The following is a 25,389-nucleotide window of genomic DNA, read 5'->3' as shown; positions in this document are numbered from 1 at the left end:
GCGACTAATGATCAACTTTCGAGAAAGCGGGAAATTGACTACTTAGATCAGCGCATCGGCTGGCGAGCATCTCCTTTAAAAGGTTCACAGGCTTACTCAATTGTGCGCGATGGGCGCACAACAAATTCAGCGGAGCGCGCTCACACAGCAGCTCCGGCAACAGCACTTTGAGGCGCCCGGCGAGAACATCGGCGCCCACGTCCAGCCAGGATTTATAGGCAATCCCGGCACCTGCCACGGCCCACAGACGTACCACGTCGGCGTCGTCACTGAAGCGGTCCCCCGTGACAGTAAGGCTGACTTCGCGCCTGCCGTCAGTGAAGCTCCAATGGTCATGGACCCGACTGCCGAGCATAAACAACAGGCAATTGTGCTGGGCCAGTTGTTCGAGTTGCCGCGGTTCGCCGTGCTGCGCCAGATACGCCGGTGACGCGCACAACACGCGGCGGTTGTGCGGCGCGATCGGCAAGGCAATCAGGCTGGAATCTTCCGGTTCGCCATACCGCAGGGCAATGTCCACCGGTTGGCGAAACAGGTCGGCAATGCGGTCGCCGAGCAGCAAGCGTACGGTCAGTTTCGGGTGCTCGCGCTGGAACTCGTCGAGCCACGGCAGCAACAGGTTGCGGCCAAAGTCCGAAGGCGCCGACAGTTGCAAGACCCCGCTGACCTGATCCTGCCCGCTGGCCAGCAAACGTCGCCCCTCATCGAGATTGCTCAACGCCGCCCGAGCGTATTCGAGGAAGCCTTCGCCCTCGGCCGTCAGGCGCAAGCTGCGCGTCGACCGGGCGAGCAGACGCGCACCGAGTTGCTGTTCGATCCGTTTCAGCGCCGCGCTGGCCACTGCCGAAGACATGTCCATCACCCGCGCCGCCGCCGACAGACTGCCCAGATCCGCTGCTCGGACGAACAATTGCAAGTCATCGAAACGCAGCATGTCAGCCTCGATTATCAAAAAAACATTGAAAGAGAGTGCTGTTTTAGCCGGTTTTATCTTGCAGAGAAATAGCTAATCATCAGCACCATCTTCTACTACCTGTGCGGAGCCTTCCATGAAAGCCATTGCCTATTACGCCTCACTGCCCATCAGCGACGCCAAATCCCTGCAAAACATCGATCTGCCGGAGCCTGTAGCCGGCCCGCGTGATTTGCTGGTAGAGGTCAAAGCCATTTCGGTCAACCCGGTCGACACCAAGGTGCGGCAGAATGTGGCGCCTGAAGGCGGGGCCGCGAAAGTGCTGGGCTGGGACGTGGCCGGCGTGGTCAAGGCGGTTGGCAGCGAGGTGACGCTGTTCAAGGCTGGCGACAAGGTTTTCTACGCCGGCTCCATCGCCCGCGCGGGCGGCAACAGTGAACTGCACGTGGTCGATGAGCGGATCGTCGGCCATATGCCCAAGTCCCTCGGTTTCGCCGAAGCCGCGGCCCTGCCGCTGACCGCGATTACCGCATGGGAGTTGCTCTTCGAACGCCTGCAAGTCAGCGAGGGACAAGTCGATAATGGCCAGAGCCTGCTGATCGTCGGTGCGGCGGGTGGCGTCGGTTCGATCCTCACCCAATTGGCCAAGCAACTGACCGGTCTCAAAGTGATCGGCACCGCCTCCCGTGCACAGACTCGCGATTGGGTCAGCGAACTGGGGGCGGATCTGGTCATCGACCACAGCCAACCGCTGAGTGAAGAACTCAAGCGCGCCGGCATCAACCACGTCACCCACGTCGCCAGCCTGACCCAGACCGATCAGCATCTGGATCAACTGGTCGAAGCCCTGGCGCCGCAAGGCAAACTGGCGCTGATCGACGACCCGAAGTCGCTGGACGTGACCAAACTCAAGCGCAAGAGCCTCTCGCTGCACTGGGAGTTCATGTACACCCGCTCGCTGTTCGAGACACCCGACATGATCGAACAGCACAAACTGCTCAACCGCGTGGCCGAGTTGATTGATGCAGGCACATTGAAGACGACCGTCGGCGAGCACTTCGGCGCGATCAATGCGGCGAACTTGCGTCGCGCGCATGAGTTGCTGGAGAGCGGCAAAGCCAAGGGGAAAATTGTTTTAGAAGGTTTCTAAGGATCGGAAGATCGCAGCCTGAGGTAGCTCCTGCAAGGCCTGCGATCTTCTTTTGCCGTCAGTCAGATGCTTGACCGTTGTCACAATTGCGATCGTATTCAGGTCTACAATCGAAGCCTCTGCGATACATCTTTTACGCAAGGGAGGTCAGCAATGAAGATCCTGATAAAAGAAGTTGCAAAGTCTCAATGGCAGGTCCGACTCGACCAGCACGCCGTGACATTCCGCAGTGAGGCCGAAGCGCTGGCCTTCACTCGCACCCTCGAAGCGCGACTCTGCGCGCCCCACAAGATTCCCGATCAAGGCCAGCAACGCGCGGCCGGCTGAGGTTCAAGCCTCGGCTTGGGCTTGAGCCAGGGCTCGGGCATTTTGCAGACGTCGGGTGAGCATCGCGACGCTCACCACCAGAAAACCGCACATGCTGATGACGATGGCCATCGGCACGGCTGTGCCATCGTGCAATATCCCCACCAGTGCCGAGGCGCCGGCCGCGACACTGAATTGCATGCAACCGAGCAACGCTGACGCGCTGCCGGCGCGCGCGCCCTGTCCGTTCATCGCGCAGGCGGCAGCGTTGGGGCTGATGCAGCCGAGGCTGGACACGCAGATGAACAATGGAATCAGCAACGGCCAAAGCGCATTGGTGTGCAAGGTGCTGACGGCCAGCAATGTCAGCCCGGCAGCCAGGTAAACCCAGACTGCACGCGACAGCAGAAACGCCGGGCCACGCTTGGCCAACAACCGCGCATTGACCTGCGCTACCAGAATGAACCCCGCCGCGTTCGTACCGAACAGCCAGCCGAAATGCTCGGCCGGGACGCCATACAGTTTGATGAAGATGAACGGTGAGCCGGCAATGTAAGCAAACATTCCGGCGATGGCGATGCCGCCGGTCAAGGCATGGCCGAGGTAAACCCGATCCTTCAGCAGCCTTCCATACTGACGCAGTGCACCGGACAGCGGCTGGCGCGGCATGTCCGCGGGCATACTTTCCGGCAGGCCGAGCGCCACGGCCAGACCTGCCAACGCGCTGAACCCGGTCAGCACCAAAAAGATCGACTGCCAACCCGTGGTGTTGACCAACAGCCCGCCGAGCATCGGCGCCAGTATCGGCGCCAGGCCCATCACCAGCATCAACTGCGAGAAGACTTTCGCCGAGCCCACGGCGTCGCATTTATCGCTGACCACCGCCCGGGCGATCACCATCCCTGCACAACCGCCCAACGCCTGCACGAAACGTGCGCCGATCAGCCATTCCAGGTTCGGTGCATAAGCACAGGCCAGAGATGCCAGCGTGAACAGCGCCAGACCAATGAGCAACGGAACCCGTCGACCGAAGCGATCGGCCACCGGGCCGTAAGCCAGCTGGCCGATGGACAGACCGAGAAAATACGCTGCCAACGTCATCTGCACATGTTTCTCGTCGGTGCCGAACGCGAGCGCCATGGACGGAAATGCAGGTAAATAGAAGTCGATCGCCAACGGACCGAAAGCGGTCAGGGCTCCGAGAATCAGAATGGTACGAAAGTTCATCAGGCATCCACGTTGGCAGGTCGGCAGCCCGACAGTCTAGCCGGGCATGGACGCCTTGAACATTCCGATAGCTGGCTAACAATCAGAAACCCGGATATCAAGATCAAAAGATCGCAGCCTTCGGCAGCTCCTACAGGGGATTTGCTTTGCTCTTGTAGGAGCTGCCGAAGGCTGCGATCTTTTGGCTTTTTTTAGTCAGGAACAATCAGGCGAGTTTCACCGCGTACCCTTCTTCGCTGATGATCTCGATGACCTGCTCGGCACTCAATGTACTTTCGACGCCGACCTCTTTTGCGGCCAGGTCAACGCGCACACTGGCCGAAGGATCCTTTGCCTGGACGGCTTGAGTGACGGCTTTGACGCAGTGACCGCAGGACATGCCTTGAACATTGAACACTTGCATGGGATGACTCCTTCAGTGAGATTGCCGGCAGTTTCGAGCTTGCCACGATGGCAAGGTCAAGTTCTTGAATAAACTGCCGGGCTGGCAATCGGCGTCGCGCTCGGCCAAGCTGCATCCATCAATGATATGAATTCAGGAGATTCAGCCATGCGCTGGTCAGCTTTCAGCCTGTTGGGCTTTCTCGGCCTCTTTGCCGCCATCCCTTCGGTGCACGCCGCAGGTGAAGACTATGGTGTGCTGATCATTTCCCGCGAGCGTCTTGAAGTAGCGACCTCCTGCGAAATCGGCGTGTACATCCAGGATCAACTGTCGGCGCGGCTGTTCCAGGAACAAAGTGCCTCGTTCAACCTGCCGCCAGGCACCGTGTCGTTGCGCCTGAAATTGCTGCCGGGGCAGGTCGTCGGTTGCAGTCCGGGAATGCTGGCGCCGGGCTCGCAGGAGATCAAATTGCAGGCCGGTGAAATCCAGAAGTACCGGATCGCGATGACGCAGGAAGGTATGTACCTCAAGCGCGCCGACCTCGGTTACTAAGCAAACTCATGTGGGAGCTAGCCTGCTCGCGAAAGCGGTGTGTCATGCAGCACGATATTGACTGACATGACGCCTTCGCGAGCAGGCTAGCTCCCACATTTTGGTTTTGCGACCACATCAAGATTGGCGCTTGACCTTGCCCGCATGGCAAGGTTGATCCTGTAGGCAACTTCTACAGGGAGCGTGACCGATGTCCGAATCCATCACTTTCGATCTGCCGATAGCCGGCATGACCTGCGCCAGTTGCGCCGGGCGTGTCGAGCGGGCCTTGAGTAAAGTCAGCGGCGCCAGTGCCGTCAGCGTCAACCTCGCCACCGAACAGGCCCGCGTGAAGGCGCCCGGGGACAGTCTGCCGGCGTTGATGGACGCCGTTGAACGTGCCGGTTACAGCGTGCCGCAACAGACCCTCGAATTGAGCATCGACGGCATGACCTGCGCGTCCTGCGTCGGTCGTGTCGAGCGCGCCCTGAACAAAGTTCCCGGGGTTAACAGCGTCAGCGTCAATCTGGCCAACGAACGCGCTCACCTCCAGTTGCTCGGTCAAATCGATCCGCAGGTCCTGCTCGACGCGGTGAGCAATGCCGGTTACGCCGCCAGCGTCTGGCAAGCCGAACACCCTCAAAGCGATAACCAGCAACAGCGTCTGCAACGTGAGCGCTTGGCACTGATCTGCGCCATCGCCCTGGCCTTGCCGCTGGTGTTGCCGATGTTGCTGCAACCGTTCGGCATCCATTGGATGCTCCCGGCCTGGGCGCAGTTTGCCCTCGCCACCCCCGTGCAATTCATCTTCGGTGCGCGGTTTTACGTGGCGGCGTGGAAAGCCGTGCGCGCCGGGGCCGGCAACATGGACTTGCTCGTCGCCCTCGGCACCAGCGCCGGTTACGGCTTGAGTCTCTACGAATGGGCCACCGCCGCCGGGCGCATGCCGCACCTGTATTTCGAAGCGTCGGCGGTGGTCATCGCGCTGGTCCTGCTTGGCAAATATCTGGAAAGCCGCGCCAAACGCCAGACCGCCAGCGCCATTCGCGCCCTCGAGGCTTTGCGTCCGGAGCGGGCGATTCAAGTGATTGACGGCCGCGAACAGGATGTCGCCATTAGCGCGCTGCGCCTCAACGATCGGGTGTTGGTCAAACCCGGCGAGCGCTTCCCGGTCGACGGCGAAGTGCTGGAAGGCCAAAGCCACGCTGACGAAGCGTTGATCAGCGGCGAGAGCCTTCCGGTGCCGAAACAGCCCGGGGACAACGTTACCGGCGGCGCCATCAACGGTGAAGGCCGGCTGCTGGTGCGCACCACCGCCCTCGGCGCGGAAAGCGTGCTGGCGCGCATCATTCGCCTGGTAGAAGACGCCCAAGCGGCGAAAGCACCGATCCAGAAACTGGTGGATAAAGTCAGCCAGGTGTTCGTCCCGACCGTGCTGGTATTGGCCTTGGCGACACTGGTCGGCTGGTGGCTGTACGGCGCGCCTCTGGAGACAGCGCTGATCAACGCCGTCGCGGTATTGGTGATCGCCTGCCCCTGCGCCCTCGGCCTCGCCACACCCACCGCGATCATGGCCGGCACCGGCGTGGCTGCGCGCCACGGCATTCTGATCAAGGACGCCGAAGCCCTGGAACGCGCCCATGAAGTCAGCAGCGTGGTGTTCGACAAGACCGGCACGCTGACCTCCGGCACGCCGCGCATCGCGCACTTCAGTGCCGTCGACGGCCATGAAGATCATCTGCTGCAACTGGCCGGCGCCCTGCAACGCGGCAGTGAACACCCGTTGGCCAAAGCGGTGCTCGACGCCGCCGCTGAACGCAACTTGAGCGTGCCGGACGTCAGCGATAGCCAGTCGCTGACCGGTCGTGGCATTGCCGGCAATCTCGACGGTCGGCGTCTGGCATTGGGCAATCGGCGAATGCTCGAAGAAAGTGGCCTGAGCGCAGGTGACCTGGCTGAGTCAGCGAAGACCTGGGAAGCCGAGGGCCGTACGCTTTCGTGGCTGATCGAACAAAGCCCCGAGCCCCGTGTGCTGGGCTTGTTCGCGTTCGGTGACACCCTCAAAACCGGTGCACTGGAAGCGGTGCAACAGCTTGCCGCTCGAAATATCCAAAGCCATTTGCTGACCGGCGATAACCGGGGCAGCGCGCGCGTGGTGGCTGAGGCTTTGGGCATCAACAACGTCCACGCCGAAGTTCTGCCTGCCGACAAAGCCGCCACCGTCACCGAACTGAAAAAAACCGGCGTCGTGGCCATGGTCGGCGATGGTATCAACGACGCCCCGGCGCTCGCGGCGGCCGACATCGGCATTGCCATGGGCGGCGGCACCGACGTCGCCATGCACGCGGCGGGCATTACGCTGATGCGCGGGGATCCACGGCTGGTGCCGGCGGCACTGGAAATCAGCCGCAAGACTTACGCGAAGATTCGCCAGAACCTGTTCTGGGCCTTCGTCTACAACCTGATCGGCATTCCGTTGGCGGCGTTCGGCTTTCTCAACCCGGTGCTGGCCGGCGCGGCGATGGCACTGTCGAGCGTCAGCGTAGTGAGCAATGCGCTACTGTTGAAAACCTGGAAACCCAAGGATCTGGAGGAGCATCGATGAACATCGGCCAAGCGGCCCGACAAAGTGGCCTGAGCGCGAAAATGATTCGCTATTACGAGTCGACCGGCCTGCTCAAAGCGGCCCATCGCACCGACAGCGGCTACCGGGTCTACGGCGCTGATGACTTGCACACACTGGCCTTCATCAAGCGTTCGCGAGACCTCGGTTTTTCACTGGAAGAAGTCGGCAAGCTCCTGACGCTCTGGCAGGATCGTCAACGAGCCAGCGCCGATGTGAAGGCGCTGGCGCGTCAGCACATCGACGAACTGAACCAGAAGATCCGCGAACTCGGCCAGCTGCGCGACACGTTGCAGGACCTGGTCGAGCACTGTCAGGGCGATCATCGCCCCGACTGCCCGATCCTCAAGGAACTGGCGTCGGGCTGCTGCGCGCAACCCGCCCGCGCCTGAGCGCCAGCCCCTTCACCGTCAGCAACGTGCCGAGTGGAATGCCGTGGAACAACATGACCACGGCACCCGGCGTCCACCATGCGTAAAACGGTGCGGCGATCAGCATGCCGACGCCGAACCCGGTCATCTGCAGTAACGTCAAAAAGCTGAAAATCGGCAAGCGCAAATGCTCGGGCTCGCGTTGCAGGCGCGACATCAGACCGACCTCGGAGAAACCGTCACCCAGCCCCGCCGGCAACGAAAACAACAGCAGTCCATACAGGCTGTGCTGCTGGAACATCAGGATAAAACCGCAGGACATCAACGCCACCCCGAAGAAAAACCGACGCTCCAGATGAATGTTGTCCGAGCCTTTCAAACGGCTGGCGATCCGCGCGCCGAGCAGTTTGCCACTGGCCCACACCGCCAGCATCAGGCCCAGGGTTGTGCTCGCTGAATCCGGTGACAGCAGTTTGGATATGATCGGAAATCCGACGTTATGCGCGGCGCTGCCCAAGGTGTCGGCCATCGTCACTGCGAGCATCGCCGCAATCACCGGAGCACTGCGCAAACCTTGCTTGAGGGCCGACCACTCGCCACGCTCGGGCGCTGGGTTGATAGTCACAGGCTCGAAACGCAACGGCACAATCAACAACGCCGCCAGCAAATAGGTCAGTGCGTTCAGGGCAAATACCGTTTCGAAACCAAACCCCGCTACCAGCAACCCTGAAACCAGGCTGCCACCGACCATGGCTGCGGAAGAAGCCGAGGTGATCCAGGCGTTGGTCTTGAGCAACTGCGAAGGCTCGATCAGCCGTGGTAACTGACTGTTGAGACCGATGGCAAACATCGAATTGCCCAAGCCCAAAGCGAAGGCAATCACCGGCAACAGCAGCGCTTGCTGACTGAGCGGCACGATCAGCAACAAACCGAGCACGCCGGCGCGCAACAGATCAAACGCGATCAGCGGCAGACGCCCGCTCCAGCGTCTATAAAAACGCGTGCCGATCAGACTGGCGAAAATCCCGCCCCCCACGCGGCTGGCAAGGAAAATCCCCACGCTCATGGCGCTGTTGCTGAGCAGATAGACGTAGGTGGCCAGCGCGACCATGTTGAGGAAGGCGCCGAAATCGGAGATCAGCCGGGCCGTGATGATCAGATGGGCGTTGCGGGTGGTGGTCACATTCAGTCCTTGAGTGTGGGTTGCAGCGGTGGACAGTAGACGCGAATTTGTCAGGATCTAGAAGCCCCTCACCCTAACCCTCTCCCGGAGGGAGAGGGGACTGACCGAGTTGTTTGGCAGGATACGCCGACGTGGGATATCGAGTTGAACTCAGGTTTTGAAAACTGTAGAGATCGGCTCCCTCTCCCTCCGGGAGAGGGCTGGGGTGAGGGCAATTCACACCCACAAAAAACCCGGCCGAAGCCGGGTTTCTGTTCAGGCAATCACTGCATCCACGGGGGAGGCGGTGGCTCGTCCGACTTGCCCTTCGGCTCGTCATCCGCCGCACGAATCGCTTGCTTGCGCTCTTCATCGAGTCGCGCCGCTTCGATCTCGCGCAGAATGCCGCCAACATCCGCCTGCTCTTCCGGATCGTCAAACTCACCGGTCAGCACGCTGGCCGGGTGCAAGGTGCCGGCTTCGTATAGCGCCCACATTTCCTTGGCGTACTTGGTCTTCTTCAACTCCGGCGCAAAACGTCCGAAGTACGAAGCCATGTTGCCAACGTCACGCTCGAGCATGCTGAACGCGTGGTTGTTGCCCGCCGCATCGACTGCCTGCGGCAGATCGATGATCACCGGGCCGGTTGGCGTCAGCAGCACGTTGAACTCCGAGAGGTCACCGTGCACCAGACCGGTACACAACATCAGCACGATCTGCGAAATCAGGAACGCGTGATACTCTCGCGCCTGATCCGGCTCCAGCACCACGTCGTTCAGACGCGGCGCGGCATCGCCGTACTCATCGGCCACCAGCTCCATCAACAGCACGCCTTCAAGGAAGTCGTAGGGTTGCGGAACCCGAACGCCAGCGCCGGCCAGCCGGAACAGCGCGGCGACCTCAGCGTTCTGCCAGGCGTCTTCGGTTTCTTTCTTGCCGAACTTCGAGCCTTTGGCCATCGCTCGAGCCTGTCGGCTGTTGCGAACCTTGCGACCTTCCTGATACTCGGAAGCCTGGCGGAAACTGCGTTTGTTCGCCTCCTTGTAGACCTTTGCGCAACGTAACTGATTGCCGCAGCGCACCACATAAACAGCTGCTTCTTTACCACTCATCAGTGGGCGCAGCACTTCGTCGACCAGACCGTCCTCGATCAGGGGTTCAATGCGTTTTGGAGTCTTCATCAGCTTTTATTGTGGGTCCTTTATTACCAAACACGCGAATGTCACTCGTTATACGGCAATCCTCGCGCTTCGGGGAGGGGTTGCCGACCTGTGAACCTCATGAATGCACACACTGTGCCGAAAATCGACCGCAGCGAATCATAGCTGAGCCGGTGGTAAATGTTGGTAAACGGTGTTGAGGGCATTTGCGACAGAATCTGACATGGGGTGTTATGGCCCTTGTCCCTCACCCCAGCCCTCTCCCGGAGGGAGAGGGGGCCGACCGAGTCGTCTTGCGTCATCCATCGACCTGATATTCCGTATCGATTATGGATTCGGTAAAACCAGATCAGGTCGGTGTATCTCTCAAGCATCTCCCAATCGGTCCCCTCTCCCCTAGGGAGAGGGTTAGGGTGAGGGGCTCTTCTAGCGCTCAATAATCGCAGTAACACCTTGTCCCCCCGCCGCGCAGATCGAAATCAAGCCCCTTCCCTGCCCCGCCGCATCCAGCAACTTCGCCAGATTCGCGACAATCCGCCCGCCGGTTGCGGCAAACGGATGCCCCGCCGCCAGTGAGCTGCCTTTGACATTGAGACGACTGCGGTCGATAGAACCCAGCGGCGCATCGAGCCCCAGACGGGTTTTGCAGTACTCGGGATCTTCCCAGGCCTTGAGCGTACACAAAACCTGCGCGGCGAATGCCTCATGAATTTCGTAATAGTCGAAATCCTGCAAGGTCAGGCCGTTGCGCGCCAGCAACCGGGGTACCGCGTACACAGGCGCCATCAGCAGGCCTTCGGCGCCGTTGACGAAGTCCACCGCCGCCGCTTCGCCATCGCGCAGGTAGGCCAGGATCGGCAAGCCACGCTCCTTCGCCCATTCCTCACTGCCAAGCAGCACCACCGACGCACCGTCCGTGAGGGGTGTGGAATTACCCGCCGTCAGCGTGCCTTTGGCGCTTTTTTCGAACGCCGGTTTCAGCGCGGCGAGTTTTTCCAGAGTCAGGTCCGGGCGCAGGTTGTTGTCACGGGTCAGGCCGAGGAACGGCGTCATCAGATCGTTGTGCCAGCCTTCGCCATAAGACGCAGCCAGTTTGTGATGACTTTCGAGGGCCAACTGATCTTGATCTTCGCGAGCAATATTCCAGGTCTGCGCCATCAACTCGCAGTGTTGGCCCATCGACAGCCCCGTGCGCGCTTCGCCGTTGCGCGGAAACTCCGGGATCAGGTGTTGCGGGCGCAGTTGCAGAAACGTTTTCAGTTTTTCGCCGGTGGTCTTCGCGCGGTTGGCTTGCAGGAGGATTTTGCGCAGGCCTTCGCTGACGCTGATCGGCGCGTCGGAAGTGGTGTCTACGCCGCCGGCAATGCCGCAATCGATCTGGCCGATGGCGATTTTATTGGCCACCAGCAACGCCGCTTCGAGCCCCGTGCCGCAGGCTTGCTGGATGTCATAAGCCGGGGTGGCTGGTGACAGGCGTGAGCCGAGCACGCATTCGCGGGTCAGATTCATATCCCGTGACAATTTAAGCACCGCGCCCGCCACCACTTCGCCAATGCGCTGGCCGTGCAGGTTGTAGCGTTCGATCAGGCCTTCAAGGGCGGCGGTGAGCATCGCCTGATTACTGGCCGCGGCATAAGGGCCATTGGAACGGGCGAAGGGAATACGGTTACCGCCGATGATCGCGACGCGGCGCAGCTGACTCATGAAAAGCTCCTGTCTGGATTTCCAGATTCACATAGCCCTCTGTAGGAGCTGGCATGCCAGCTCTTACAAAGGCGTTGGTCTACTCTGCTGTTCTAGCGTAGGCCTTATTGCGTGGATCGAACGATTGATTGCCTTGGGCAGTCCACACTTTGAACCCCAACTTCTGGAGAGCGTTCCATGTCTGACCGCTATATCGACTTCGCCAACTCGTCCATCGGCCATCGCCTGGTCGGGGCTATGGGCCTGCCGTCGCCGGTGCGACTGGAACGCTGGCAGGCCGGGCGCCTGCGGCCGGTGGAAGGTGCGCTGCTGATCGGGGGTGGCCCGCTGACCGAGCGCATCAGTGCTTTCGCCAACCGTCTGACCGAGGGGATTTACCGTTACGGCGAGCAACCGGCGAAGGCCACTGAGTGGATTCCAGGCCTTGGCCCAAAACTCAAAGCCGTGGTGTTCGACGCCAGTGACTTGCAGCACACCGACCAGCTCAAACAGCTGCGCGAGTTCTTCCAGCCCCTGATGAAAAACCTTGAGCACAGCGCCCATCTGGTCATTCTTGGCCGTGCGCCGGAGGGCTTGCGCGATCCGTTCGCGGCCAGCGCCCAACGTGCACTGGAAGGTTTTTCCCGTTCGCTGGCCAAGGAATTGCGCAGCGGCGGCACGCTGCAACTGATCTATGTCGGTGAAGGCGCCGAGGATCAACTGGAAGGGCCGCTGCGGTTTTTCCTTTCGCCCAAAAGCGCCTTTGTCTCCGGGCAAGTGATTCGCCTGACCACGTGCGAAAAACAGGTGACGGACTGGACGCGGCCACTCGCCGGGCGCAAGGCGTTGGTTACCGGTGCGGCGCGCGGTATTGGCGCATCGATTGCCGAGACGCTCGCGCGCGATGGCGCTGACGTCATCCTGCTCGACGTGCCACCGGCCAAGTCCGATCTGGAAGCCCTCGCCGCACGCCTGGGTGCTCGCAGCATCACCCTCGATATCTGCGCCGAAGACGCCGCCGCGCAGTTGATTGAACAGTTGCCGGACGGCCTCGACATTCTGGTGCACAACGCCGGGATCACCCGCGACAAGACCCTGGCCAACATGACCCCGGAATTCTGGGACGCGGTGCTGGCGGTCAACCTCAACGCCCCGCAGGTACTGACCAAGGCCCTGCTCGACAGCGGCACCTTGCATGACGATGCGCGGGTGGTCCTGCTGGCCTCGATCAGCGGCATCGCCGGCAATCGCGGGCAGACCAACTATGCCGCGAGCAAAGCCGGTTTGATCGGCCTCGCGCAGGCCTGGGCACCGACATTGCAGGAGCGCGGCATCAGCATCAACGCCGTGGCCCCGGGTTTTATCGAAACCCAGATGACCGCACACATCCCGTTTGGCCTGCGTGAAGCCGGCCGACGCATGAGTTCGCTGGGCCAGGGCGGCTTGCCGCAGGACGTCGCCGAAGCCGTGGCGTGGCTGGCGCAGCCGGGCACCGGCGCGTTCACCGGGCAGGCGCTGCGCGTCTGTGGGCAAAGTGTTCTGGGGGCATAGGCATGAGCATCGAATGGCACACGCTGGATCGCGAACCGAGTCTGCCCGGGCTGTACGCGCGGGCCGCGACACGGCGCAAAATCACCGGCACGCAACTGCCCGACAGTGGTTTGCGCTGCTGGGTCGATGTCGACGGCAAACGGCTGGCGGACTATCGCAAGGTCTGCGGTTTTAACGACGATGGTCTGCTGCCGCCGACTTATCCACACATCCTCGCGTTTGCCTTGCAGATGCAATTGCTGACGGCCAAGGATTTTCCCTTTCCCCTGCTGGGGTTGATTCATTTGAGCAACCGCATTCGCGTGCTGCGGCCGATGGGCGGGATCAGTCGGGCGCAAGTCAGCGTGCGCGTGCACAACCTGCAACCGCATCCCAAAGGGGCGACGTTCGATCTGTTGACCACCCTGGACGATCAGCTCGGACCGCTGTGGGAAGCCGAAAGTCAGATGCTCTGTCGCGGTGTGAAACTCGACGGTGAGGCCGTCGAGCAACACTGGGAACCGTCGCAAGCGCTGACTGAAGTGACGCACTGGAAAGCACCGGCAGACATCGGCCGGCAATACGCCAAGGTGTCCGGTGACTACAACCCGATTCACTTGAGTGCGGCCAGCGCCAAGCTGTTCGGTTTCCCCACGGCCATTGCCCACGGTTTGTGGAACAAGGCACGCACACTCGCGGCATTGGCGGATCATTTGCCCAAGGCCAATTTCGAAGTCACCGTGCACTTTCGCAAACCGGTGCGATTGCCGAGCGAGGTGACATTGCTCGCGAGCGAGGCAGGGTCCAGCGGCCAATTGCGACTGGTGGGCGCGGGGGACCTTGAGCACATGGTGGGTAATTGGCAGCCGATTGCCTGAATGCCATTGCGATCGTGTCGGGGGGCAAGCCTGTAAATTGTGTATATATCACTTAAGTTTTTCCGCGCTCTGCCCCCCGCTCCGACAAATCCCCAGCCTTGATTTTCAAGGCTTTTTTTTGTGCGTTTATATCGTGGGTATTAGTCCTTAGGCGCTGAACGGCACCTTATATATAAAGGCGTTAATACCAACTTGAGAATGGTGCGAACCCTGCCCCCGGACTGAGATTGACACAACGGACGAGGCATCACCGACAGCAGATCGGCGAGCCATCGAATACAACGAACGTTGTGACTGGTGCAAGGAATACGATCATGAAAACTCAAAACGTGTGGTGCAAATCGGCAATCGCTCTGGCATTGATGCTTTCCCTCGGCCTCACCGGTTGCAGCAGCGGCGGTGGCGGTCACAAGAGCACTCCCGGCAGCTCTTCTTCGGACACCACCGCCGGCACCGATGGGACTGGTGGAACGGGTGGAACCGGTGATACTGGCGGCACTGGCGGCACTGGCGGACCCGGTGATACCGCCGGTACAGGTGGAACCGGTGGCACGGGGGGGACTGGCGGTACCAATCCGACCAACCCGACTGACCCAACCAACCCGATCGATCCAACCAACCCGACGGATCCTACGGACCCAACCAACCCGACCAATCCAGGCCCTGCGCTGGTGACCACCACCCTCATCCAGGATGTCGGTAAAACAGTCAGCGGCGTCGGCGATGGTGTCGGCCAAGTGGGCGACTCCCTGAGCGGCGTGCCTGTGGTCGGTGGCGTGGTGCAAAGCGCGGTCAACACCACTGGCAACGTCGTCACCACCCTGGGCGATGGTGTAACCAACGGCATCGGTAAACTGGCGACTGATCCAAAAGGCCTCACCACCACCGTCTCTTCGGTCGGCGGCGTGGTGCAGGATGTCGGCGACGGCGTGTCTGATCTGAGCGGCAAACTGGCGACCGCAACCAATAGCGTCCCGGTGGTTGGCGGCGTGGTCACCAAAGTGGCTCCACTGGTCGATGGCGTCGGCGAGAAAGTCACCATGCTTGGCGATACGCTCACCACCACGTTGACCAATGGACCGACCGGCAAGCTGACCGACGCGGTCGGCGGCAAACTGGTACCGGTGATTGCCATGGTTGAAAGTACTACGGGCAAAATCGGTAGCGCTACCGGCCTGGGCACTCCGCTCAAGGGTGTGATCTCGCAAGTCGGCGGCGCGGTGAATGGCTTGGGCGGCAAGGTCACTGACGCCGGTAACGGCAATGCCTTGACCAACACCCTCGGCGGTGCGCTGAGCAATACCGGCACAGCCGTCGGCAAGGCCGGTGGGCTGGTGTCCAACGGCACGGGTTCAGGCACCGGCGGAATTGGTGGTGTCGGCGGCGGTCTCGGTGGCACAGGCCTGCTGCAAACCGTCGGCGGCGCAGTGGCCAATGTCGGCGCAGGCTTGAATGCCGGCAGCACCAGCGGCGTGGTCAGTGCAGGTGGAGTCACCGCGGGTGGTTTGGGTAATACCATCGCTTCGCTCAACACTGCACTTGGCGGATCGGGCACACCGATCACCGCTCCGACTTCAGCACTGGCTACCGTCGGCGCCACTGTGGGTGCTGGCCTGAACCCGGTTACCAGCGCTGTCACCAGCCTGACCCAAAATGTCGGCGCAGCCACCGGTATCTCCGCACCTGTGGCCGGTCTCACCACCCAGGTCGGCGGCGCAGTCAGCAACATCGGCAACACAATCGCTGCCACCAACAACCCGCTCACTACAGCCGTCGGAGGTCTGGTCAACAACGTGGGGGCTACCGTCGGCGCCGTCGGTGGGCTGGTCAATGGCGGTGCCGGTACAGGCACCACCGGCGGCACCACAAGTGGTGGGCTGGGCGGTGTGCTCGGTGGTTTGACCGGCGCTCTGGGAGGCAATAAACGCTAAATTGCACCTGGCCGATTCGACGGCCTTACCTACAGCGCCTACGCTTGGTTGAGGGCGGAAGATTCCCACGAGTCTTCCGCTTTTTTCTTAGGAAAAACCAGCCCCTTGCTGTGTTCTGACCATGGAGTGTCCTATGCGCGTTATGGCATCCCTGCTGTTCCTCAGTCTCAGTTCCGCCACCCTCGCCGACACCCTGCCCAGCTTTCTCAATAGCAACGAAACCACCCGCAACCTGCCCGTGCCCAACCTGCCGGCCGACGCTTATCGCCCGAGCGCCAAGCCGCTGGAAGTGCCTGACCCCGGCGCTGCCGCGCAACCGTTGCAAATGGAGACCAGGATCAATCTGAGGACCGTGCAGATCGAAGGCGGAACGATTTATCCGCTCAACGAACTGGCCGAAGTCTACAAGCCGTTGATCGGCCGCCAGACCCGCCTCGCCGACCTGATCGAAGCCACGCGCAACATCACCCGACGCTATCAACAGGACGGCTATCTGTTGTCCTACGCCTTCCTGCCGCAACAGAATTTCGACGACGGCGTGGCGCGAGTGGTGCTGGTCGAAGGCTACGTTCGCGATGTGCAGATGCAGGGCGATGTCGGTCGGGTCAAAGGCCTGCTCGACAAACTGGCGGCGAAAATCCAGGCCGAACGGCCGCTGACGCGCAAGACCTTCGAGCGCTACACCACGCTGATGACGCGCATCCCCGGCGTCACGATTCAGGCCCAGGTGCCGCCGCCCGGCACCACTGACGGCGCTACGACGCTGATCGCCGAGGCCAGCCGCAAACCGTTCACCAGCACGCTGAGCGCCACCGAAAACAACCGTAACGGCACGCAAGCGTTGCTCGGTGTCAGCAGCAACTCGCAGACGTCCATGGGCGAGCAACTGACCCTCAGCGGCCTGTTCCCGCCAGGGGATGACCACGAACGTTACTATCGCCTCGACTACAGCCAGTTCCTCGATGCTGAAGGCACACAACTGAATCTGTCGGCCTCGCGTTATCGCGCCGACCCCGGCACCGAGGTGCTGGTCAACAATGGCGGCCGCCTCGATACCCACCGCGAAAACGACCGTTACTCGATCGGCTTCAGCGTGCCGTTGATTGCCTCCGCCAACGAACTGCTGACTGCCGGCTCGCGCCTGTACGCGGTCGACGACAAGACCCGCTACGACGGCATCAACTTTCCGTTCAGCACGGAGTTTCGCACCGACATCCGCGCCCTCGCCTTCGAAGGCGACTGGCGCAAGGCCGATGCCCGCCAATTGCGCATCCTCAGCGCTGGCGTCTATCAGGGTTTCGACAGCCTGGGCGCGCATACCAACTTCGACGACATCGACCTGGACTTCTTCCGCGCGCGACTCTCCGGCGTGCAGAGCGACAAGTTCTTCGATAACTGGCAAGGCGTGCTGTCGGCGGCGTTGTACTGGAGCGACGACACCCTGCCCGACAGCGAGCGCGCCGTGTTCGGCGGGCAGAATTTCGGTCGCGGTTATCCCGATGACCAGGCGTCCGGCGACAAGGGTTGGGGGGTGGCTTACGAGGTCAACTACAGCTTCAACCGTGAAGGCAACTGGGTGCGCATCCTGCAACCGTACGTAGTGCTCGACCGCTCACGCAGCTGGTTCAATGATTTGCCGGTGCAGGCCAATAACCTGTCATCGGCAGCAATCGGGTTAAGGTTTGGTGACGCCAGGTACTACAACATTGCGTTGGAGGCGGCGAAGGCGATGTCCGATGAGGCACTGGACACCTTCAATCGCAAACCGCGGTACAGCATCAGCTTCAGTTATCAGTTGTAGGGGACAGCCCCATTTGCGGGCGCCGACAGACCGCCATCGCTGGCAAGCCGGCGCGGCGAAGCTGCTGGCAACAAGCCACCCCAGTTAGCGGCATCAACCTGAAATGCGGTTCATGGGATATCTACGAAACCTGTGGGAGCGGGCTTGCCCGCGATGGCGGTGTGTCAGACACATCAATCTTGAATGTGCCGCCGTCATCGCGGGCAAGCCCGCTCCCACAGGGTCTGAGGTCACTCAGAAGAAATCAGCGCGGTGGATAGTTGGCGAGGATGCGCGCGACTGTCTCGCGTATGGCGCTGCTGCGGTCCTCTGGATTTGGCCTGCTGGCGAGCATCTGCTCATCGCTGCCGCGCCACACCAGTTTGCCGTCCTTGCCATCGAGCAGGTCGACCTGGATGGTCGCGACCTTGTAGGTGATGTTGCGGGTTTCGTTGTACATCGGCGCGCCCCAATAACCATTCCATGGGCCACCCCAACCGCCGCCGTAGTTGGTCGTCACTTGCTGCTGGCGATCCTCGACAATCAAGTAAGTCTGCACGTTCAGGTCACCCTTCACGCCCGCCGCAGCGGGACGCAAACCACGTTGATCGAGCTGATCGGTCACCGCCTGACGAATCCTTTGTTCGGTCAGGTCGCTCTTGATCCGTGGATCATCCGGGCGATATTGCAGGGCGGGATCTTTCCAGCTCCAGCTGCGATAGGCCGCGAAGTCGCGGCTGGCATCAAAGTCATGGTTGACCTGGTTCGAGGCGCAGGCGCTGAGCAGCGCGGCCATGGCCAGTAAAGCGAGACGGCGGAACATGGGTTTTCTCCACTCGTAGGCAGGAAGCTAACTCGGAGGATACGCCGACATGGCCTTTTCCACAGCCTCGCGAATCGCATCGGTGCGGTCGATCTGGCTGCCTTTGTTGGCGGTTTCGGCGCTGGCGCTCCACACCGGTTGACCGGTCCCGGCATCGAACAGATCGACCCGCACCACCACGACCTGTTCCTGATAGGTACGGACGATCGGTACAGTGTTGTACATGCCGTAACCGCGTCCGTATCGATCATGGCTGCCGTACCCGCCGTATCCGCCGTAGTAACCGTAATCGTCCCGCTCCTGACGCAAGCGGGTTTCCAGACGCAGGTCGGCGGTAACGAAGAGATCCGCCGGGCGATTGTCGTGCAACGGCCGTAACCCACGCTGATCCAGCGCATTGCTCACCGCTTCGGCCACTTGCGCCGAATCTGCCCACGCAGTGCCCGGCGGCAATTGCCCGTTGAGCCAGGCCCAACTGCGGTAACGCCCATAATCACGCGGTGGCGCCGGGTAGGCACTGCGGTCAAACGTGTTGGCGGCTTGCGGCGGCGCCGGTGGCAAGGGCCGCGACTGCGCCACATACGGATTGCTGCCCTGGCAGGCAGCCAACCCCAGACAGATCAGCAATAACCCGGATTGAGCTTTCATGTCGCGCTCCGATCAGATCGGCCGGCAGATCCAGTGCAAATAACGCCCAAGCCCGGCGAAGCTTGGGTGACGACGGTGGGCGAGCTCCATCTCGAGTAAATCCGCGAGTTCGACGCGGGCCTGGAATTCCACCGGCATGTAATCGTGGAAAACCCGCACTCCGCTTTGGCTTTCGACCTGCCACAAGCCTTCGAGTTGCGTTGCAAGTTCTCGCGGGTCAAGGGGCTGCTGCGGGGTCAGGCTCTGCTTTTCGCCCGCCATGACGTTCTTGCGCATTTTCTTGAAATGGCCCTTGAGCAGATTGCGATAAATCAGCGCATCGCGGTTGTAGAACGCCAGCGACAACCAGCCACCGGGCTTGGTCAACTGATGCAGCACCGGCAAAATCGCGTGGGGTTCGGCCAGCCATTCAAGCACGGCGTGGCAGATCACCAGGTCGTAGGGTTCAGTGAGCTGGCCGGGCAGTTCCTGCCACGGCGCCTGAATGAACGTCGCCGTTTGCCCCGCTTCGGCAAAGCGCTGGCGGGCGCCTTCCAGCATCGGTTCGGCCGGCTCGGTAAAGGTCACATCGTGGCCACGCTCTGCCAGCCACAGCGACATGTGCCCCAGACCACCACCGATATCGAGCACCCGCAACGGGCGATCCGGCAGCGCTTCGGCAAGGTCAGCCTGCAACACCGCGAGGCGAATGGCACCTTTGGCGCCGCCATAGATTTTTTCGGCGAAACGCGTCGCCAACTGATCGAAATGCCGGTCGCTCATCAGCTGAACCGCCGTTCGCTGTCGGCGAGTTTGCTGCGCACCACTTCATTCATGTCCAACCCCAACTCGCTGCACAGCAATAACAGATACAAGACAATGTCACCCACTTCCTGCCCGGCGTGGGCGAGTTTGTCCGCCGGCAACTGGCGCGACTGGTCTTCCGTCAGCCACTGGAAGATCTCCACCAGTTCGGACATCTCGACGCTGGCGGCCATGGCAAGGTTTTTCGGGCTGTGAAATTGCCGCCAGTCATTGCGATCGCGAATGGCGTGCAGGCGTTCGGTCAGTTCAACAAGGTTCATCGGGTTCTCCTGAAGGCGTATAGCTTCGGGGGGAAGGCGACTGAACGCAAGCGAACATGCGGTGCTTTTGTGGGAGCGAGCCTGCTCGCGAAAGCGTTGGGTCATCCACGTTGATTTACCTGAAACGACGCCTTCGCGAGCAGGCTCGCTCCCACAGGAACCGTGCAACCCTCTATAGTTGCAGGGAACTCGGCCACCTGCGTTGTGGCCCAAGGCTCAGCTCTTTCATCAGGATGCACACATGCAGGTAGAAAGCTTTTTCGAATGGCTCGGCCAAGCACTCGGTGCGGTCATCCGCTTTATCGTCGATGGCCTCAGTGGTTTGTTCAACATACTGAGCAACGCCGGTGGCAACTTTGTCGACGGCCTGGCCAGGACGCTGGGGATGGACACTTCGATCATCAGCATCATTGCCCTGATTGTTGGCTTGATGCTGCTGTGGTCGGCGATCCGTGCGTTCATGAATGCGTCGATCATTGCCGGGATTATCTGGTTGTTGCTGGGGTTGTGGTTGTTGAGCTGGATTATTCACTAGACCTCTGGAAGCCCCTCACCCTAACCCTCTCCCGGAGGGAGAGGGGACTGACCGCGGTGTTCTGTGGCTATACGCCGACGTGAAATACCGAGTCGAATTCAGGTTTTGAAAGCAATGGAGATCGGTTCCCTCTCCGGGAGGGAGATGGACTGACCGTGGTGTTCTGCGGCTATACGCCGACATGAAATACCGAGTCGAAATCAGATTTTGTAAACGACGGAGATCTGCCCCCTCTCCCTCCGGGAGAGGGCTGGGGTGAGGGTGCTTCTAGCGCTACAATCCCCGCTCCCCCAAGGAGCCCGCATGTCCAACCTGATTGCCGACTGGCGCGACCGCCCGACTCACCGCAAGGTCTGGGTGCTCGCGGCGCCCATGATCCTTTCCAATATTTCCGTGCCGCTGGTAGCGCTGGTCGACAGCACTGTCATCGGCCACTTGCCCCACGCCCATCAACTGGGCGCGGTGGCTGTCGGCTCCAGCCTGTATACCTTTCTCGCCTGGGCCATGGGCTTCCTGCGCATGGGCACCACCGGGTTCGCCGCACAAGCGGCCGGGCGCAGTGACGGCGCGGCGCTGCGGCAGATTCTGTTGCAAGGCTTGCTGCTGGCAATGGGACTGGCGCTGGTACTCGGCACTTTGGGCGTTCCGCTGAGCGGCGTGGCGTTGCACTTCATGCAACCGTCAGCGGAGCTTGATCAGCTCACTCGCGACTTCTTCCACACCCGACTGTTCGGCCTGCCTGCCGCGCTGGCCAGTTATGCGCTGGTCGGCTGGTTCCTCGGCACCCAGAACGCGCGGGCGCCGCTGGCGATTCTGCTGACGACCAACCTGATCAACATCGTCCTCAATCTTTGGTTCGTCATCGGCCTGGACTGGGGCGTGGTCGGCTCCGCTCGGGCATCGGTCATCGCCGAATGGAGCGGCGCCCTGCTCGGCTTGCTGCTGACCCGCAAAGCGTTGCGCGCCTATCCCGGGCATATCGCCTGGGCCGCGCTGAAGGTGTGGCAGAGCTGGCGACCGCTGCTGGCGGTCAATCGCGATATCTTCATCCGCAGCCTGGCGCTGCAATCGGTGTTTTTCCTGATCACGGTGCAAGGTGCGCGGCTCGGTGATGCGACGGTCGCCGCCAACGCGCTGTTGCTCAATGGCTTGTTGCTGACCGCCCATGCCCTGGATGGTCTGGCTCACGCGGTTGAAGCGCTGTGCGGACACGCCATCGGTGCCCGTGATCGCTTGGCCTTGCGCCGTTCACTGGTGGTTGCCGGTGGCTGGTCACTGATCGCCAGTCTCGGCTTTGCCCTGCTGTTTCTCCTGGCCGGGCACCTGTTCATCGAGATGCAAACCGACATCCAGAACGTGCGCGACACCGCGTTCGTCTACCTCCCCTACCTCGCCGTGCTGCCATTGGTTGCGGTGTGGAGCTACCTGCTCGACGGTCTGTTTATCGGCGCCACCCGGGCCCGGGAAATGCGCAACGGCATGCTCGTGACGGTGATTTTGCTCATGCCGTTCGCCTGGGCGCTGCAAGGTCTGGGCAACCATGGCCTGTGGATAACGTTCCTGCTGTTCATGGTGCTGCGCAGCCTGACCCTCGGTGCGCAAGCCTGGTGGCTGAAGCGCAACGACGGCTGGTTCACCGGCGCCGCTCACTGAGTCGGCGTGTGCTTGATGAAGCCGACCACCTGATCGAGCACCGGCGCCAGTCCACGTAACGGTCGCGACAGCGTCGCCACCAGCGTTATGTGATTGGGCCGCGAATAGTAGAAATCCTGCACCGGCACCCCGGCCACGCGCAGTTTGTGCGCCAGGCCGCCGGTGTTGCGCGTCGGGTTGACCAGATCATCCTCGCTCGCCGCGATCAGCAGCGCGGGCGGCGCATCGCGACTGACATGATTGATCGGCTGCGACTGCGGCGGCGAGTCCGGCCAGAAAAACACCGGACGCACAGCGGGGTTCTCGATCGGCAGAAAGTCGTACGGCCCGGCCAGACCGATCCAGCCGCGCAGGTCCTTGGGGGACATGCCCGCCGCAGCGAGCAGATCGCCGTCCAGTGCCAGCATCGCCGCGTTGTAGCCACCCGAGCTGTGCCCCATCAGGTACAAACGCTGTGGATTGCCGGAAAACTCGCGGATGTGCGCCTTGGTCCATGCCACCGCCCGCGCACCGTCCTGCAGAAACAGTGGATAACGCACCTGCGGATACAGCCGATAATCCGCCACAACCGCGACAATGCCCCGCGACGCCAACGCCTCGCCAACAAAGTTGTAGTCCTCGCGTGCACCGCTGTTCCAACTGCCGCCGTAGAAAAACACCACGACCGGCGCATCGGGCAAAGCGTGGCGCGGCACGTACACATCAAGTTTTTGCCGTGGATCGTCGCCATAAGCAATACCGGCGGTTTTGTCGAACGTGCTGTCCGGAGTCAGCGCATTGAGCAGCTTGACCGGCGAACAGGCACTCAACACCAACAGCAAAAAACCGCCGAACATTGCACCGAATCCTTGCCGGAAAAAACCTGCCATACGCGCCGAACCTCAGGTCAAATTTGATCGCTGCGCCATTGGCGCCGCACATGGTCGAGCCGCTCTTGCTGGGTCAAATCCTGCGGCGGCGGCACCAGCACTGCACGCGGATGCTGCAAGCGTAGCCACAACCAGCCTTCGAGCACGGTGCGGTCGCTGAAGCCCAACGCCAGGCCTTGTTGAACATGGGAGGCCATCGCCGCGTAATCGGTTCCCAACGATTGGCACCAGCGCCAGATGTGTTGCTCCAGCAGGCAGGTTTGCAGGCGTTCGCACTGTCGGCGGGTAAGGCTTTCTTCGATGCTCAACGGCTCCACGGCCAGCCCCGGATTGCGCAACTGCTGCCAGCCCTGACTGCCGATGGCGCGATCGGCCCAAGTGCCACCGAACCAGTGCAACAGGCGGATGGGCCCGAGCCAGCGACTCAGTTCCGCGGCGTCGCAGGCGTCGAAAAAATAGCTCGCGGTCTGGCGGTTGTAATAGCTGAGCAGGGCCCGATGACTCATCCCGAATGAAACCGTGAGCATGCGTTGCAAGTGGCTCAGCAGTTCCCGAGGTGATGCTTCACTGTCCATCAACAGCCCGCGCCAGGTGTCCGGATCGGTGTGACACAACGACGCCAGCGCCGGGCTGTCGCGCATATCGACAAGCACGGGACCGTGTTCACTGACCGGCTCAAACTCGGTGCCGTCGAACAGCTTGAAACTCGGCAACCCGGCGAACCCCTGGCGCAGCGTCGTCAAGGCCCGCGTTGCGTCCGCGCCGTCGAGCAACAGCCACTGCGCTATCGGCTCAAGCGCCACGCCGCTCATTTTGCGCTGCTCTGTTCAAGCGTGGTGACCAGCCGGCAACTGCAAACCGCCTCTGTGCAATGGTTGAAACTGCCGCCCCCAGGGATCAGGCATAACAACAGCAATGGCTCGCCTGACGTCAGCATTTGCTGCAAGCCTTCACTCGCCAGGCTTTCCGGCAGCGGCGGCGTTGGCGCATCGCTGTTTTGCGCAGCAGCGACTGACGACTGTAAAACGCCGCTGATCATTGGCTGATCCGGGTCACCCTCAAAGAAGCTCACCACCACTTCAACACCATCGCCCAACGCCTGCAAAGGTGCTTCGGCCAAGGCCGGCGCGAGCGGCAGCCAACAATGACTCGGCGCCGCACCTTCGCCCTGGTAGAGCCAGTCGAACTGCACCGCCACCGGCCTGAAACGGTCGGGTTGCGGTTCGTCTACGGTCACCACCCAGGCCCGTTGCAGGCTGTGCATGCGCAAGCGCGACGGCGCCGATGAGGGTAACTGCGCGGCGGCAAACAACCGGTTGGCATACGGCAAATCAAGGGAAAGATCAGCGCTGTGTTCGATTCGGGTCAACAACCATTGCCGATTGCATTCGGGGAAAGGATGCCCGACCAGGCGCAGCCAATGCCCGCTGCGCAACGCCGCGAGATTACTGCGTCCTTCGGCATTTGTTGCCTGCCGCAAACCTTGCGAGCCAGCCTGCATCGCTTCATGCAACTGCCAATGGTGCACCGCAGGACAGGTACTTTTGCCGTCTTGTTCACCCTGATAGACCGCGGCGCCGGTCAGCGGAAAATGCGCCGGATCATCGCCGAACACCAGGCAATGCCTGCCGTGCGTATGTTCGAAGAAATAGTGAATACCCGCCTGTGTGCACAAGCGTTGCAGCAGTTGCAGATCCGATTCGCGGTATTGCGTGCAGAACGTGCGGGCCGGGTAGTCGCCACGCAATTCGAAGCGTCGCTGGGCACCGACGATCCCGTGCTCCCTGAGCACCTGCTCGATGATCTGTGGCACCGAGCGACCGCTGAAGATCCGCTGGCTGATGCGCAGATCAAGGCAAGCGAGTTTCGGTCCCAGACGGATCCGGCTCAACCGCGAACCGTGTCCGTGCTCATGCTGGGCAAGGCTCTGCAACTGCCCGTGCACGCCCTCCCCCGACGGTCCGAAACAGAGGAACGCCGAACGATAAAGCAGGCCGGCGAGGTCCAGTTGCGGATCGTCGATCAACACATCGATTTCGAACGCAAAAGGTTCGTTGAGGGCTTCGCTACCGGTAAAGGCCAGGACTTCGAAAGGGTCGGACAGGCCCGCTACATCGAGACGAAACGACGACTCGTTGACTGGATCGAACATAGGCAGATCTCTACAGGA

General features: G+C 61.4%; 24 protein-coding genes. 11 read left to right on the top strand and 13 right to left on the bottom strand.

The features are described from left to right. Positions 1 to 4 precede the first annotated feature (4 nt). Positions 5 to 934: a LysR family transcriptional regulator gene (locus IEQ42_RS07550; RefSeq protein ID WP_210703080.1), complete on the bottom strand. Its 930-nt coding sequence runs from the start codon at positions 932 to 934 to the stop codon at positions 5 to 7. A 115-nt stretch (positions 935 to 1,049) separates the two neighbouring features. On the opposite strand from IEQ42_RS07550, the gene IEQ42_RS07545 reads away from it, so the two are divergent. Both IEQ42_RS07545 and IEQ42_RS07540 read left to right on the top strand, forming a co-directional pair. Continuing rightward, positions 1,050 to 2,063: a zinc-binding alcohol dehydrogenase family protein gene (locus IEQ42_RS07545; protein ID WP_210703079.1), complete on the top strand. Its 1,014-nt coding sequence runs from the start codon at positions 1,050 to 1,052 to the stop codon at positions 2,061 to 2,063. A gap of 153 nt (positions 2,064 to 2,216) precedes the next feature. Then, on the top strand, positions 2,217 to 2,390 hold the full coding sequence (locus IEQ42_RS07540; protein ID WP_164488104.1) for a hypothetical protein: 174 nt from the start codon (positions 2,217 to 2,219) through the stop codon (positions 2,388 to 2,390). 3 nt (positions 2,391 to 2,393) lie between these two features. On the opposite strand, the gene IEQ42_RS07535 is transcribed toward IEQ42_RS07540, so the two are convergent. Continuing rightward, positions 2,394 to 3,596 (bottom strand): multidrug effflux MFS transporter, encoded by a 1,203-nt coding sequence (locus IEQ42_RS07535; RefSeq protein ID WP_210703078.1) that lies wholly within the window; start codon positions 3,594 to 3,596, stop codon positions 2,394 to 2,396. A gap of 205 nt (positions 3,597 to 3,801) precedes the next feature. Next, positions 3,802 to 3,999: a heavy-metal-associated domain-containing protein gene (locus IEQ42_RS07530; RefSeq protein WP_210703077.1), complete on the bottom strand. Its 198-nt coding sequence runs from the start codon at positions 3,997 to 3,999 to the stop codon at positions 3,802 to 3,804. Positions 4,000 to 4,146: 147 nt separating this feature from the next. Between IEQ42_RS07530 and IEQ42_RS07525 the strand changes: the two genes are divergently transcribed. The 3 genes from IEQ42_RS07525 to cueR all read left to right on the top strand — a co-directional run bounded on the left by IEQ42_RS07525 (position 4,147) and on the right by cueR (position 7,524). After that, the gene (locus tag IEQ42_RS07525) at positions 4,147 to 4,530 is read left to right on the top strand and encodes a hypothetical protein (protein WP_210703076.1); all 384 of its coding nucleotides are present in this window, start codon (positions 4,147 to 4,149) and stop codon (positions 4,528 to 4,530) included. A gap of 190 nt (positions 4,531 to 4,720) precedes the next feature. Further along, positions 4,721 to 7,114, top strand: a complete 2,394-nt coding sequence (locus tag IEQ42_RS07520; RefSeq protein WP_210703075.1) for a heavy metal translocating P-type ATPase — start codon at positions 4,721 to 4,723, stop codon at positions 7,112 to 7,114. Continuing rightward, on the top strand, positions 7,111 to 7,524 hold the full coding sequence (gene cueR, locus IEQ42_RS07515) for a Cu(I)-responsive transcriptional regulator (protein WP_047299627.1): 414 nt from the start codon (positions 7,111 to 7,113) through the stop codon (positions 7,522 to 7,524). Before IEQ42_RS07520 ends, cueR begins: the two co-directional genes overlap by 4 nt. Here the strand turns inward: cueR and IEQ42_RS07510 are convergent. The 3 genes from IEQ42_RS07510 to IEQ42_RS07500 form a co-directional block, all read right to left on the bottom strand. Continuing rightward, positions 7,478 to 8,686 carry an MFS transporter gene (locus tag IEQ42_RS07510; RefSeq protein ID WP_210703074.1) on the bottom strand — a complete coding sequence of 403 codons (1,209 nt, stop codon included), beginning with the start codon at positions 8,684 to 8,686 and terminating at the stop codon, positions 7,478 to 7,480. The two genes, cueR and IEQ42_RS07510, sit on opposite strands and share 47 nt — an antisense overlap. 263 nt (positions 8,687 to 8,949) lie before the next feature. Next, entirely contained in the window at positions 8,950 to 9,846 is an 897-nt protein-coding gene (locus IEQ42_RS07505) for a PA4780 family RIO1-like protein kinase (protein WP_042557508.1), read from the bottom strand. A 405-nt stretch (positions 9,847 to 10,251) separates the two neighbouring features. After that, a complete protein-coding gene (locus IEQ42_RS07500; protein WP_210703073.1) occupies positions 10,252 to 11,529 on the bottom strand; it encodes an acetyl-CoA C-acetyltransferase in 1,278 nt (425 codons plus the stop codon). Between the two features lie 177 nt (positions 11,530 to 11,706). On the opposite strand from IEQ42_RS07500, the gene IEQ42_RS07495 reads away from it, so the two are divergent. From IEQ42_RS07495 to IEQ42_RS07480, 4 genes are all read left to right on the top strand, one after another. Next, entirely contained in the window at positions 11,707 to 13,059 is a 1,353-nt protein-coding gene (locus IEQ42_RS07495) for a 3-oxoacyl-ACP reductase (protein WP_210703072.1), read from the top strand. A 2-nt stretch (positions 13,060 to 13,061) separates the two neighbouring features. Then, positions 13,062 to 13,916, top strand: a complete 855-nt coding sequence (locus IEQ42_RS07490) for a MaoC family dehydratase (protein ID WP_210703071.1) — start codon at positions 13,062 to 13,064, stop codon at positions 13,914 to 13,916. 314 nt (positions 13,917 to 14,230) lie between these two features. Beyond that, positions 14,231 to 15,847, top strand: coding sequence for a collagen-like triple helix repeat-containing protein (locus tag IEQ42_RS07485; protein ID WP_210703070.1), 1,617 nt, complete (start codon positions 14,231 to 14,233; stop codon positions 15,845 to 15,847). 133 nt (positions 15,848 to 15,980) lie between these two features. Continuing rightward, positions 15,981 to 17,648, top strand: a complete 1,668-nt coding sequence (locus IEQ42_RS07480; RefSeq protein ID WP_210703069.1) for a ShlB/FhaC/HecB family hemolysin secretion/activation protein — start codon at positions 15,981 to 15,983, stop codon at positions 17,646 to 17,648. A 244-nt stretch (positions 17,649 to 17,892) separates the two neighbouring features. Here the strand turns inward: IEQ42_RS07480 and IEQ42_RS07475 are convergent, their stop codons facing one another. Genes IEQ42_RS07475 through IEQ42_RS07460 form a run of 4 tightly spaced genes read right to left on the bottom strand, consistent with a single transcriptional unit; the run spans position 17,893 to position 20,162 of the window. After that, positions 17,893 to 18,450: a DUF4136 domain-containing protein gene (locus IEQ42_RS07475; protein WP_042557488.1), complete on the bottom strand. Its 558-nt coding sequence runs from the start codon at positions 18,448 to 18,450 to the stop codon at positions 17,893 to 17,895. 27 nt (positions 18,451 to 18,477) lie between these two features. After that, entirely contained in the window at positions 18,478 to 19,098 is a 621-nt protein-coding gene (locus IEQ42_RS07470) for a DUF4136 domain-containing protein (protein ID WP_200617007.1), read from the bottom strand. Between the two features lie 12 nt (positions 19,099 to 19,110). Further along, entirely contained in the window at positions 19,111 to 19,860 is a 750-nt protein-coding gene (locus IEQ42_RS07465; protein ID WP_210703068.1) for a methyltransferase, read from the bottom strand. Beyond that, positions 19,860 to 20,162 (bottom strand): MazG-like family protein, encoded by a 303-nt coding sequence (locus IEQ42_RS07460; protein WP_007951009.1) that lies wholly within the window; start codon positions 20,160 to 20,162, stop codon positions 19,860 to 19,862. The genes IEQ42_RS07465 and IEQ42_RS07460 overlap by 1 nt, the downstream gene beginning before the upstream one ends. A gap of 241 nt (positions 20,163 to 20,403) precedes the next feature. On the opposite strand from IEQ42_RS07460, the gene IEQ42_RS07455 reads away from it, so the two are divergent. Together IEQ42_RS07455 and IEQ42_RS07450 are read left to right on the top strand one after the other, a co-directional pair. Continuing rightward, positions 20,404 to 20,697: a hypothetical protein gene (locus IEQ42_RS07455; RefSeq protein ID WP_150594113.1), complete on the top strand. Its 294-nt coding sequence runs from the start codon at positions 20,404 to 20,406 to the stop codon at positions 20,695 to 20,697. A 303-nt stretch (positions 20,698 to 21,000) separates the two neighbouring features. Further along, the gene (locus IEQ42_RS07450; protein WP_210703067.1) at positions 21,001 to 22,350 is read left to right on the top strand and encodes an MATE family efflux transporter; all 1,350 of its coding nucleotides are present in this window, start codon (positions 21,001 to 21,003) and stop codon (positions 22,348 to 22,350) included. Here the strand turns inward: IEQ42_RS07450 and IEQ42_RS07445 are convergent. From IEQ42_RS07445 to IEQ42_RS07435, 3 genes are read right to left on the bottom strand one after another with little or no spacing between them, the layout of a single operon-like run. Continuing rightward, positions 22,344 to 23,219 (bottom strand): alpha/beta hydrolase, encoded by an 876-nt coding sequence (locus tag IEQ42_RS07445; RefSeq protein ID WP_210703066.1) that lies wholly within the window; start codon positions 23,217 to 23,219, stop codon positions 22,344 to 22,346. The two genes, IEQ42_RS07450 and IEQ42_RS07445, sit on opposite strands and share 7 nt — an antisense overlap. Positions 23,220 to 23,236: 17 nt before the next feature. Continuing rightward, the gene (locus tag IEQ42_RS07440; protein WP_210703065.1) at positions 23,237 to 24,031 is read right to left on the bottom strand and encodes a DUF4123 domain-containing protein; all 795 of its coding nucleotides are present in this window, start codon (positions 24,029 to 24,031) and stop codon (positions 23,237 to 23,239) included. Next, entirely contained in the window at positions 24,028 to 25,371 is a 1,344-nt protein-coding gene (locus IEQ42_RS07435) for a type VI secretion system Vgr family protein (RefSeq protein ID WP_210703064.1), read from the bottom strand. The genes IEQ42_RS07440 and IEQ42_RS07435 overlap by 4 nt, the downstream gene beginning before the upstream one ends. Positions 25,372 to 25,389 lie beyond the last annotated feature (18 nt).

It is taken from the genome of Pseudomonas iridis (assembly GCF_017980685.1).
Lineage (GTDB): Bacteria > Pseudomonadota > Gammaproteobacteria > Pseudomonadales > Pseudomonadaceae > Aquipseudomonas > Aquipseudomonas iridis.
This window is presented reverse-complemented; position numbering and strand designations above follow the sequence as displayed.